General features: G+C 34.1%; 9 protein-coding genes. 3 read left to right on the top strand and 6 right to left on the bottom strand.

The features are described 5' to 3' along the window. The first annotated feature begins 259 nt into the window (after positions 1 to 259). Positions 260 to 1,294, top strand: coding sequence for a sugar kinase (locus BN4220_RS00715; protein ID WP_197467871.1), 1,035 nt, complete (start codon positions 260 to 262; stop codon positions 1,292 to 1,294). 113 nt (positions 1,295 to 1,407) lie between these two features. Then, positions 1,408 to 2,277, top strand: coding sequence for a YitT family protein (locus BN4220_RS00720; RefSeq protein ID WP_066712103.1), 870 nt, complete (start codon positions 1,408 to 1,410; stop codon positions 2,275 to 2,277). A gap of 372 nt (positions 2,278 to 2,649) precedes the next feature. On the opposite strand, the gene BN4220_RS00725 is transcribed toward BN4220_RS00720, so the two are convergent. The 5 genes from BN4220_RS00725 to BN4220_RS20385 form a co-directional block, all read right to left on the bottom strand. Further along, positions 2,650 to 3,408, bottom strand: a complete 759-nt coding sequence (locus tag BN4220_RS00725) for a nuclease-related domain-containing protein (protein WP_066712105.1) — start codon at positions 3,406 to 3,408, stop codon at positions 2,650 to 2,652. 258 nt (positions 3,409 to 3,666) lie between these two features. Continuing rightward, a complete protein-coding gene (locus BN4220_RS00730) occupies positions 3,667 to 7,056 on the bottom strand; it encodes a X2-like carbohydrate binding domain-containing protein (RefSeq protein WP_066712108.1) in 3,390 nt (1,129 codons plus the stop codon). Between the two features lie 443 nt (positions 7,057 to 7,499). Next, positions 7,500 to 8,102: a manganese catalase family protein gene (locus BN4220_RS00735; RefSeq protein ID WP_066712110.1), complete on the bottom strand. Its 603-nt coding sequence runs from the start codon at positions 8,100 to 8,102 to the stop codon at positions 7,500 to 7,502. Positions 8,103 to 8,105: 3 nt separating this feature from the next. After that, a complete protein-coding gene (locus BN4220_RS00740; RefSeq protein ID WP_066712113.1) occupies positions 8,106 to 8,363 on the bottom strand; it encodes a spore coat protein CotJB in 258 nt (85 codons plus the stop codon). 2 nt (positions 8,364 to 8,365) lie between these two features. Further along, on the bottom strand, positions 8,366 to 8,671 hold the full coding sequence (locus BN4220_RS20385; RefSeq protein WP_066712116.1) for a spore coat associated protein CotJA: 306 nt from the start codon (positions 8,669 to 8,671) through the stop codon (positions 8,366 to 8,368). A gap of 347 nt (positions 8,672 to 9,018) precedes the next feature. On the opposite strand from BN4220_RS20385, the gene BN4220_RS00750 reads away from it, so the two are divergent. Further along, positions 9,019 to 9,942 (top strand): diacylglycerol/lipid kinase family protein, encoded by a 924-nt coding sequence (locus BN4220_RS00750; protein ID WP_066712119.1) that lies wholly within the window; start codon positions 9,019 to 9,021, stop codon positions 9,940 to 9,942. 112 nt (positions 9,943 to 10,054) lie between these two features. Here BN4220_RS00750 and BN4220_RS00755 read toward each other — a convergent pair whose 3' ends face one another. Next, positions 10,055 to 12,439, bottom strand: coding sequence for an ATP-dependent DNA helicase (locus BN4220_RS00755; RefSeq protein WP_066712122.1), 2,385 nt, complete (start codon positions 12,437 to 12,439; stop codon positions 10,055 to 10,057). Positions 12,440 to 12,617 lie beyond the last annotated feature (178 nt).

The following is a 12,617-nucleotide window of genomic DNA, read 5'->3' on the forward strand; positions in this document are numbered from 1 at the left end:
TAAAACTAATTTCTAAATTTTTTGTAGTCCTCTTCCAATTCATAGTCATATATGTTTTTTCTTGTCGACACCTATTATTCGTACGTAAATTGAAAAAGTTACACTAAAAATAAAACTTTTTTTATTTCTAGCTTATTTATTTCTATCTTTCCATATAATAAAGCAACTTATTCGTTCTATTGACCAGTAATGTAATTTATTATATAATGAAGCTATCTATCTGTAGGCATTTACATAATTGAATTAGGAGGTAGTTTTTATGCTAACAGTGAAGGAAAATAGAGAATTTGACGCGCTAGCACTTGGTGAAATCTTATTAAGATTATCAGCTCCTGCTAATGAACGTATCGTTCGCGGCGATACATTTGAAAAATGTGCAGGTGGAGCCGAATTGAATGTCGTTTCTGGCATATCAATGATGGGGCTTCGTACAGGAATCATTTCTAAAGTTCCACAAAATTACATTGGTACTTATGTAAAAAACCATATCCGTTTTTGTGGGGTAAGTGATGATTACCTTATTTTTGATGAAAGTAAAAATGCAAGACTAGGTATCTATTATTATGAAAATGGGGCGTACCCAAGAAAGACATCCGTTGTTTACGATAGAAGTAACTCTTCCATTAATTCAATTACAATGAATGAAATTCCAGAAAGTATGTTTACTTCAACTAAATTATTCCATACATGTGGAATCACATTAGCACTTTCTGAAAATACACGAGAAGTTGCAGTAGAATGTATTAAGAAATTCAAAGAGAATGGAACTTTAATTTCATTTGACGTAAATTATCGTGCAAATCTTTGGGACGAGGCTACTGCTAAGGAATATATTGAACGTATTCTTCCTTACGTAGACATTTTATTTGTTTCTGAAGAGACATCAAGAAGAACCTTCGGAAAAACAGGTACCATTAAAGAAATTATGAAATCTTACACAGAAGAATTTAACGTTTCTATTGTTGCAACGACAGAACGTAAAGTAATCAGTCCAAAAAAACATACCTTTGGTTCTACGATTTATAATGCTACAGATGATACATTCTATGAAGAACCTCCATACGAAAATATTGAAGTAATTGATCGTATCGGTAGTGGTGATGCTTATGTGTCTGGTGTTCTTTACGGATTACTTGCCTATAATGATTGTCAAAAGGCATTGGAAATTGGTAATGCAGTAAGTGCTATCAAAAACACTATTCCTGGTGATTTACCATCCACTGATTATAGAGAAGTTGAAAAGATTATCGCATCTCATAAAAATATAGGACCACAAAGCGAGATGAATCGCTAAGCGTAAATGAAAGAATTCGACTATCTTGTACATAACAATGAAACATTTACTGTAATGTCGCCTTGTTCGTACTTGATAGTCTTTTTTTTGTTCAAATACAGAAAGAGGATAATATGCCGAATAAAAATTCACAAGAACCATTAAAGCTATGGTACGAATACTTATGGTTAACCATTGGCGTTTTACTTGTAGCCGTAGGAGTATACTTTTTTAAATTTCCAAACAATTATTCCATCGGTGGTGTAACTGGTTTAGCCATTCTTTTTAGTAAAATAACAAATGGTGCACTAAGTTCAGGTACGATTGTACTTATTGTAAATATGGCATTACTTGTTGTAGGTTACCTTGTATTAGGAAAAGGTACCGGTTTTAAAACTGCATATGGAAGTATTGTATTGTCAGGAGCATTAGCGTTACTTGAAAAAATTTATCCTATGAATGCGCCTTTTACAAATGAACCTATACTTGAGCTATTTTTTGCTGTATTACTCCCTGCCGTTGGTGCTGCTATTTTATTTAATCTTGGTGGCTCTACTGGCGGAACTGATATTATTGCAATGATACTTAAAAAATATACGAATACTGACATTGGAAAAGCACTTTTTGCTACAGACTTACTTTTAACACTAGCTACATTTCCGCTGTTTGGTATGGAAACAGGACTTTTGTCTTTGACTGGTTTAATTTTAAAATCAGCCGTAATTGATAACATGATAGAAAGCATGAATCTTTGCAAATATTTTACTATCATATGTGATGACCCAAAGCCAATTTGTTCCTACATACTAAAAACTTTAAATCGAAGTGCTACGGTGTATGATGCGCGAGGTGCCTTTTCAGATCATGATAAGAAAATAATCTTGACGGTTATGAGCCGTGCAGAAGCAATTAAACTTCAGCGCTATATAAAGCAAACGGAACCAGATGCTTTTATTTTAATCACAAATACAAGCGAAATCATCGGACGTGGGTTTAGAGCATAAACTAGTTTAATAAATTAAAAATAATAAATATATAAAAAAAGGGCTACACAAAATAGTATTTCTTATGTAGAATACCAAGTGTTTTAATAGATTTCGTTATTAAAAACATTTTGTATGATACATAGAACTGTATTTTGAGTAGCCCTTATATTATTTTTTTTAAATTTATTGTAAATTCGGCATCTTTTTATTGCCGTATATTCTTTTGCTTATATAGTTTGCTTTTTTAGTTTCACCTTATGAATTAATATTATGACATTTTTTATATTTCGACATTTATAATTTGTTTTTTTAGTTTAAGATATTTAGCTCCTGTTTTTTAGTTTGTTTTTTTTAGTTGGAACTTTTTAGTTTCGCTTTTATACTATGTAGCTATAAATAATAGATAAAACCGCACTTCTTCTTACGCTTACATATTAATGCTTTCCTACGTTTTATTTTTCGTTTTACCAGCTTAGATCCACAACGCGGACATATACGCTTTTTAATATTTTTCTCATATACCTTAATATTTGATTTAACGGAATGCACATGTTCCTTATGATCCTGTTTTTTTGTCATATTCGCATTTAAAATGGATTCATAAATAAATAACATCTCTTCCTTTGAAATCCGTTTTCTACGATATTTACGTATGGTTTTATAAAGTCTCCCAAAATTCACTACTTCGGTATCCGATATAACTTGCAATTTACTATTCTTTGAAAATGCAACAATTGAAACTAATGGTAGCTTTTCATATCGTTTGGTGAACCTTGATACAGCATATAAATGTGTTTTATTTTGTTTGATTGGATTATAAAATGAATAAGTTTGACCAGCCAAATACTGTGTCCACTGTTCACTATGTTCGTTCCCCGTGATCGTTCCCTTATAATTTTTCGTTTCTATTACAAATACCCCATACCTTGATACTACGATATGATCTATTTGCGTCGTTCTTTGATTCACCTTCAATAATACATCATCAATAATCTTGTATTTTGTTTTTGGAAGCGAAGCAAGAATCTTATGAACTGATTTTTCCCCTTTTTCTCCTTTTTTCCTTATCTTATAACTATGGTATTGCAATAAAGCAAGACGCAATAACAACAAAGCTACTAAAATTAAAAGAATAAAGATAAATAACATTTCTTGATAAGTCCTTCCTAGATGTCGTAAAACTAGCTAAATAAGCATTATTATTTTACTAAAGAAACATATGTTTGTATAGATTATAAAAAAATCAAAATATTTTAAATTTTTTACTTTTTTACTTTTAAAAAGCAATAAAATAGAAATAGAATAGAATGCCAGCGAAAAACCGGGGAAGCCACTTAGTTTTTAACTACATGGCTTTCCCGTTTTTATTAAATAACTCTATATACTAGTCATTTACCACACCAAACTTTATGGCTCTAATCCAAAAATAAGCGTTCCATTCTCATATGCGGTTACCTTATCCCATTGTTCATAAGAAGTACCACTTGACTTATAAGAATAGTCATTGGTTAACGTATAACTTGTCCAATCTGATTTAGCAAAACGTCCTTGTACTTCAATTGTTTGGCCGACAGCAAGTGAACCTGCTGTCGTAGTAAAACCGATTTCTAAGTAAGTATCAGCCATTGCAGTGGCTTTTGATAGCGGATAAAATGCTCCTAGAACATTCTGATTTCCTACATGAGACCAATCACAATAAAAGTTCTGTGCTTGTGTACCCTCTAACGTATAGTAATAGCGTAATTTAATATTGGTTAGCTGAACCGGTGTAGTGCCAGTATTCGTTAAGCGGAATTTTGTATTAATACCATTTGACTGTACTGATGTCGTCCCCATGAATTCTACTTTTAAATTACCTGTTTCAACAGCGGTCGTATCTTTTATTGTTATTGCAAGTATTGAATCGGCACCAGAATTAAAATGAAACGTTAACTCAGTCAAACCATTGCTTCTCTCGGCCAAATAGCTTTTCAATATTGTAACAACATCGTTAGACACTGTATAATCCGTTCCTTTTACCAATATAGAGCTGCCATTTTTAATTGCAGTAAGTATATTTCCATTCAGCGTCATGGTAACATGGATGTCCGCAGCATTCTCCGTATTCTTATCAAATTCTGCTGTTTTAGGTGATATGCTTGCACTGATCACTCCTGTTGTATCATGAATGCTAACTGTAAGTGTCCGTTTTGCACCTGCACTAAATGTAAAGGAAAGTGCCAATGTTCCAATCTCTTGTTGTGCCAAATAAGATTTTTTAATAACTGCTGTCGTTCCACTAATTGAATAATCAGTACCTGCTGTTAAAGGGATTCCATTATTAGATATAGAACTTAAGGTATTCCCATTGAAGGTCATTGTTACCTTAATATCAGCCTGATTTTCAGTGTTTTTATCAAAGGTTGCTGTTGTTGGAGAAATATTAGAGCTTGCAGGTAAATTCTCTGCTATATCTGCGTACAAGATTCCCCTTCCATTAGTTGCTAAATAAACACGACCATAAATTCTTGGGTCGCCAGAGATTGCTGCATTGGTTACTCCATATTGGTGCCCATCATCATTAATACGAATCCAAGAAGCTCCTGCATCATCTGAACGGAATACACCTCTAACACCATTTACTTTAGCAGAGGTATATAATGCCATATATGTTTCACCAGGTGCAGCCATACCAAATCCAATGGTAGATGCCCCATTAACATCTGTTATCTTTACAAAACTTGTTCCAGAATCTGTTGTATGGAATAAACCACTAACTCCCGTCTCACCTTCACCAGCTAACCATACATCACCCTCAATACCAGGCATTGCTTTTATGTTGGCTGTAATAGGTAATCCAGTTGTAATTGTTGCTGTAAATGTTGCACCTTTATTTGTACTTACATAAAATGTTCCATCATAAAATCCATAGAATTTACTTGGATTCATTCGGTCTGAAGCTACTTTTGCTCCTGCTGGTATTCCAGTACTTTTACTCCAGGAAGATCCCGTATTCGTTGAATAATATACTGCTTGTCCATTTGGTGCCCATACAATGCTAGTTCCATCTGCTGACATAGCAACATTTCCACCACCTGTTGTATCTGTAGCACTGGATGTCCATGCATTGTTTAGTGTAAACCAGTTATTTCCCGTATCATATGAAAGTCCGATTCTTGGACTATTCCCTGTATCTACATTACCGACACGTACAAATCGAGTTGGATTTAATTCTGCATAATCGATTGAAGTATTTGCAAGAAATGGAGTCAGCATCATCATTTCTGGTACTTCGTCTAAATCCTTATGAACAAAACCACCGATATCATACATACCACTAATAAGGTGTGCTGTACCAGTTGTTGGACTTACTAAAGCTTGCGCTGCGATTTGTTCAATTCCTTTTGCTACAACTTTTAAGGCAACGATACCTCCATGATCTATATCTGTAAGATTATTTGTTCCATAAACTGTAGCTCCGGTGCCATACATCATTCGATCTGAATTAAATGGATCAATTGCAATATTACCAATCATCCAACCAAGTTTAAGAGCAGGTTCTGGTGGTTGAGGTATTTTACCAAAGGTTAACCATTGGGATTCTGATATGTCCTGTGTGTAACGAAGTGTTCTACTTGGATAACCATTCCAATCCCAAAAACGTGTCCATGTTGCTCCACCATCGGTACTTCTAAAGAAGTTTGCATCTGGCCACCAGGAGTTTAATGTAGAAACAATTAAAGTATCTGGATTTAACGAATCTACAGCTAATCCACCATATCCAAAATAATTATCACCACTAGAGGAAGGTATTGGTGATATCTCTGTCCAAACACCAGTTAAAGTGTTATATTTCCAAACTTCACCCTTATGACCGTCATATGGACCAACTCCATCACTATAAGTAATATACATTACACCGTTTGAAGCTAATACACCATGATGTGGTAGCAAACCTGTTGTTTTTGATGGGTTTGTAGCATCTGCAACAACAATATTCTTAGGTTGGCCAGCAACTGCTGCCCAAGTAGCTCCACCATCTTCTGTTTTATAGACCATATCTTGTCCTTTTTTATTAGCTACGCCAACATAGATTGTTTGACAAGGAGTTCCAGCCGTGCTAGATGTCGGATCAGGAGTTACCCAAACAACACCTGTTAATGTGCTATCATATCCTGCCAATGATGGATCATCATCCGTTGGTGCATAATTACCTACTGCAGTAAGTCCAGTTACTTTATTCCACGTCACACCATAATCTGTACTTTTCCATAATCCATTACCAGAACGAGCGCCAAAGTAAAGAACATTATTACTATTTGGATCCACAATAAGTCGTTCCCCCATAGAACGTCCTAACATGTTTGCTCCATTTTTAAATGGGAGTTCCGTCTGCTCCCAGGTCTCACCATAATCCTCTGAACGAAGTATATACCCATTATCATCCGTCCATTCATTTGTATATGTACCCGCTGCGATGTATACACGATTTGTTTCAATTGGATCAACTGCAAGACTTTCGCAGCCTAAGTTATTCCAATCTTCCCAACCAATCCAATCCGTTAGTGGAATCCATGATTGCCCGCTCTCATTCCATCGATATGCACCACCCATATCTGTACGTGCATAAATTAAATCTTTCTCCCCAGGGTTAAATACGATGTTATCAACATAACCACCGCCATAGATTTGAACGTTTTTCCAATCATATTCTTGTGTTTGCACTGCGGCCTTTACTGGTGTAGCATTTTGAAACGAACTAATGAATGTACACATTAATATAGCACTAATTACTTTTTTAAACCCCTTACTTGCCATATGTAATCCTCCTTCTCTTGATGAGCACTCGATACCTTTGCTCGAAAACCATTCGTTGATTTCATCTGCTTTCCATCGTAGATCTTTTACGAAAACATTTTACTTTACTCAAACAATAAACATCACTTTCCTTTCTTTTATTTTTCCAGCTTTTCGTATCTCCCAATACGTATGATCTTAATTGAACTGCTGTAATTTATTCATAACATACGCTATATTATATGTCAATATTTTACATATTTTTTAGATAGCGAAAATATGGTGGTTTTTTTATGAATTATGTCGATAGCAGTAATAAGAACTAGCTGTGACTAGCCCGTGCAGCCGTCCTAGCGGCGAAATTCCATGTGAGATGAATGCGCCTGTGGGAGTGCAAATTAAAAAGTGACTATTGCAAATTCGTATTTTGCAATAGCCACTTAAATATAATATTCCTTGTTGTTTTACTTGCAATTTTTAAATGCAGGGTTGAAAGCATAGAAGTTTTTAGAGTCTAAATTATCCTGTACTATACGCAAGCTTTCTCCAAATCTTTGATAATGAACAATTTCTCTCTCTCGAAGAAAACGAATTGGATCGCTTACATCTCGATCATGTACTAGTCGCAATATATTATCGTATGTCGTTCTAGCTTTTTGTTCGGCTGCCATATCTTCGTGCAAGTCAGTAATCGGATCACCTTTTGATTGAATATAGGCTGCTATCCAAGGTGCTCCACTTGCTGCTTGTGGCCAAATTCCTAAGGTATGATCTACATAATAATTTTTAAACGGGCTGTTTTCTATTTGTTCAGCAGTTAAATTCTTTGTTAGCTGATGTACAATTGCACAGATAATCTCTAAATGTGCTAATTCTTCAGTTCCAATGTCTGTTAAAACCCCTGCTACTTCACGATACGGCATTGCAAAACGTTGTGATAAATATCTTATGGATGCAGCTAATTCTCCATCTGGTCCGCCGAATTGTGTAATTATAACCATTGCTAATTCAGGATTACATTCTTTAATATTTACAGGATATTGCAATCTTCTCTCATAAGTCCACATAGGTTAGCACACTCCTTCCCAAGGCCATGGATATTGCGTCCAATTCCAAATATCACATGAATTATTATATCCATACCAGCGTAATGGACCATACACCTCTTCATATTCTTTTAATAACGCCTCACGTCTTTTTTGGAATTCGGCATAGACTGCTAAAGCTTCACGATCACAAGGATGAGTATCTAGAAACAGTCTTAAATCATCCAAATAAAAACTTACTTCGGTGATGCAATGAATTAATTTTTCACGATTCTTATCCATAATTAATTACATCTCCTTCCGCGATATTCTAGATTTAGTTCCTTGAATATTGTACCATTACATAGTGCATCATGCTCGTTATACAGATTTCTAAATGTTTGCCAAGGCACATATGCCATGGCCAATGCAAATCCTGGCATATCGTTAACCATTATACATTCGTTACATTGATCCTTGTGAGCATGTCGGCCAAATAATGGAGGACATTCTCCACAACTCGTACAATCAACTAAATCGTTATTACTTGCAGCAACCAATGGTTCTGGTGCTATGGTACTGTTATTATCCTCATACGAAACATTCCTCATCGCAGAATTCCTTCTATAGTACATCTGTCTCCGATTGTTCATGTAGTATAGTCTCCTTTCCCGTTTACCAAATCTAAGAGGAAATTTTTTTGATTTTCTCTTACTCAATACACAAGACGAATCATTATTCTTTATCATTGTATGTTCAAATATGGTATCGGTGTATGTCTTATCAATACATGTTTAAGTTTTGTTTAAGTTTAATGAAATACTCGTATGAATTGACTTTATTTTAGGTATCAGATAATATAAATATAGCAAATATTAATGCGATCCCTTATTTTTTAGCATACCTTCACTAACAATACATTGCTATCATATTATCCTAATATAAAGGAGATTACTTAATGTATCATTTTATTATTAACCCTCATTCCAGAACTGGGAAAGCACGTATTTTATGGGAACAATTAAAAGAAGAACTAACACATAGACATGTTGATTATAAAGAATATTTTACTGAGAGGCCTGGACATGCAACTACATTTGCAAAACAGATCTGTGAAGAAAATCAAGGAATAAAAAACATTATAATTGTTGGTGGCGATGGTACCGCAAACGAAGTAATAAATGGCATCGATTCATATAAAGAGGTGGTATTAGGATATATTCCTACTGGCTCAAGTAATGACCTTGCAAGAGGATTACAACTTCCAAAAACCCCACAAAAAGCATTGGAACACATATTGAATCCAAAGCGTTTTCAATCAATAGATCACGGAATCATAACTTATCTTGATAATAATACTTCCCATAAATTTGCCGTTAGTTGTGGCATTGGTTATGACGCTTCTGTATGTAAAGAAGCGCTTCGTTCTAAGGCTAAGAAAACGTTAAATAAAATAGGTTTAGGAAAACTAACGTATTTATATATTGGCATAAAGCAAATATTCCAAAACGTACCGACAGATGCAGAAATTATCATCAATGGGAAGAAAAGTATTACAGTAAAAAATGTTATATTTATTGCATCAATGATTCATAAATATGAAGGTGGGGGGCTATTAATGGCTCCAACTGCAAAATCAAACGATCGAAAATTAACGGTTTGCATTGTTTCTAATATTTCTAAGCTGAAAATCTTATTTTTAATGCCAACCTTGTTCTTTGGAAAACATACTTTATCCAAAGCCGTTCAACTTTTTGATTGTGATACCCTTGAAATCAAAACAAAAAATCCATCAATTGTTCATACCGATGGTGAATTTGGTGATTATCATAAACATATGCGCTTATCCTGTACTAAGGAACAAATACGAATGATTGTATAAATTAAAGGGTGTTGGAAAACAGTTTACATAAAAAACATGTAAATTTATTTTACAACACCCATTTTAATTCTAGTTAGTGCTTCAACTTTTAATTCATTACTTTTTAACTTTATTAATTGTCATTAACACTCTCATTATCTTTCCAAAATTCATCTAAAAATCCCCTCATCTTTGTCTGATTTACTATTTCATAAGGGAACCATTCTCTAGGAAAGAGATTACGATATTGTGAATTTAAAAATCGTTCATCAAGAAGTAAGATAGCTCCCTTATCATCAAGGGTTCGTATCACTCTTCCCGCAGATTGAAGCACCTTATTCATTCCTTGATACAAGTAAGCATGATCAAATCCTCTTCCATTTCTCTTATCGTAAAATCCTCGAAACAATTCGCGCTCTGTGCCTACTTGTGGTAAGCCTGTCCCAACGATAACAGCACCAATTAATCGATCTTTTGTCAAATCAATTCCCTCACTAAAGATACCACCCATTACACAAAATCCTATTGTAGTTTTTGTCGGATTTTCCACAAACTTTGATAGAAATTCTTCCTTCTCTTCTTCACTCATGCTAGATTTTTGCATCTCTATCCCTTCAAGACGCTCTTTTGCTAGCTCAGCAATCTGGTTCATCATCTGATAGGATGGAAAAAAGACAAAATAATTTCCGCACTTTGCCTTTGTAAATTCTTCGATGTACGAAACGATTTTCTCATATTCAAGGGCATTTCGTCTCGTATACTTTGTACTTACATCATCTGCTATCATTAATAAACGCTTTGATAAATCGAATGGAGAAGGAGCATAAATTGCATAATCTTCCTCACTTCCACCAAGCTGTTCCTTATAGTACTGAATTGGTAATAAGGTTGCTGAAAAAAAGATAGCACTTCTCCCTTTATTGATGCAAGATAAAAGGTTCTTAGACGGATCCATGCACAATAACTTAATACGAAATTCTCCCGATTCATCATAATCCGTATAAATAAGATAATTTTCATCCAAGAGTTCATGTATATATAAGAAATGATTGGCTTCAAAATAAAGATTTAAAACTTCATCCTTGCCTTCTACAATTCGATTTTCCTTAAAAAACTCATCAAATTCACTTAATAAACGAAGCAAATGAAGGACAAAATCTCCTACATTTTCATGGACTTCACATTCATCACAAAGTTTTTTTAAACGAAGTAAGTCATTATTACATACATCAAGATATTTTGCTAAAGACTTTGACTTGTCTTTTATAATTTTCTTGGCAATTAAAAAGTCTTTTTTATATAAAGTAGCACTATACATCTCTCTAGCCCTGTCTACTAGATTATGAGCCTCATCAATTAGAAATACATAGTTTTGCTTTTTATCATTCATAAAAAAACGTCTTAAGTAAACATTGGGGTCAAAGGCATAATTATAATCGCATATAATAGTATCTGCCCAAGTTGTAACATCAAGACACATTTCAAAGGGACATACACAGTATTTTGCAGCATATTCAGTAATCAAATCCCTACTAATTCTTGTTTCATAGGTTAATAAATCAAATACTGCATCGTTGACACGGTCAAAATGTCCTTTTGCCCGTTCACAAGAAATTGGATTACAGTCTGATTTATCTAAGATACATATTTTTTCTTTTGAAGTTATTGTAACTACTTTTAAATTAAGATTTTTCTCCATTAACAGCTGGTAAGTATCTTCTGCCACCGTTCTCGTTATCGTCTTAGCTGTTAGATAAAATATCTTTTCAACAAATCCTTCTCCCATCGCCTTTAATGTTGGAAATATCGTTGAAATTGTCTTACCAACACCGGTTGGTGCTTCAATAAATAGTTTTTTATCTCGTATAATTGTCTTATATACACCAGTTACTAAATCCTTTTGTCCTGGTCGATACATGAATGGAAAGTCTAACTTTTTAATCGTCTGATCTCGCAAAGAACGCCAATTTATCTGCCAAGATGCCCATTTGCAATATTCATTTACTAAGTTATCAAACCAAATACTCAAATCCTCATGAGTAAAATTTTCTTCAAAATTTCGGATTGTCTCTGTTTCCATATGACAATAAGTAAGCTGTATTCCTATCTGCTTAAGTTCATATTGCTTTGAATAAATATATGCATAGCACATGGCCTGTGCTCGGTGGACAGGAATCATTTCAGTTAAAGTATTTACATCTTGAAACATACATTTGATTTCATCAATGACAACAAGACCATCCTCTATTTCTGGTTGAATAATACCATCTGCACGACCTTCCACAATAAACTCAAAATCTACTCCATCCCTACTTACTGGTAATGAAATACTTAACGGAACCTCTGCTCGATAATTCGCACCCATCCTTTTTTGAATCTTGCGATGCAATCTACTTCCTTCTTGCATTGCATCAGCATCTCGTGTTCCTCTTGTATTATCAATATCACCAGAACGAAGTATAAATTCAACTAAATTTCGTACTGATATTTTAATTGTTTCATTATTTGGCTTACTCATTTTCTGCTCCAATCAGAGTATTATTTCGATCCTATGTCAATATATGTTTAAATTATAACATATACAATTTAAAGAACAAGTGTTTTGATTTTTAAGAATATTAAATTTTATTCGCCACCTTGCAATTTACATAACTTTCTGTTATAGTCAAGAAGTGGAACCTATATTGGACCAACTT

This window comes from Clostridium sp. Marseille-P299, from assembly GCF_900078195.1.
Classification (GTDB): Bacteria; Bacillota; Clostridia; order Lachnospirales; family Lachnospiraceae; genus Lachnoclostridium.

Coding starts and splice junctions, on each gene's coding strand:
- BN4220_RS00715 (WP_197467871.1), top strand. CDS start 260: ATGCTAACAGTGAAGGAAAATAGAGAATTTGACGCGCTAGCACTTGGT.
- BN4220_RS00720 (WP_066712103.1), top strand. CDS start 1,408: ATGCCGAATAAAAATTCACAAGAACCATTAAAGCTATGGTACGAATAC.
- BN4220_RS00725 (WP_066712105.1), bottom strand. CDS start 3,408: ATGTTATTTATCTTTATTCTTTTAATTTTAGTAGCTTTGTTGTTATTG.
- BN4220_RS00730 (WP_066712108.1), bottom strand. CDS start 7,056: ATGGCAAGTAAGGGGTTTAAAAAAGTAATTAGTGCTATATTAATGTGT.
- BN4220_RS00735 (WP_066712110.1), bottom strand. CDS start 8,102: ATGTGGACTTATGAGAGAAGATTGCAATATCCTGTAAATATTAAAGAA.
- BN4220_RS00740 (WP_066712113.1), bottom strand. CDS start 8,363: ATGGATAAGAATCGTGAAAAATTAATTCATTGCATCACCGAAGTAAGT.
- BN4220_RS20385 (WP_066712116.1), bottom strand. CDS start 8,671: ATGAGGAATGTTTCGTATGAGGATAATAACAGTACCATAGCACCAGAA.
- BN4220_RS00750 (WP_066712119.1), top strand. CDS start 9,019: ATGTATCATTTTATTATTAACCCTCATTCCAGAACTGGGAAAGCACGT.
- BN4220_RS00755 (WP_066712122.1), bottom strand. CDS start 12,439: ATGAGTAAGCCAAATAATGAAACAATTAAAATATCAGTACGAAATTTA.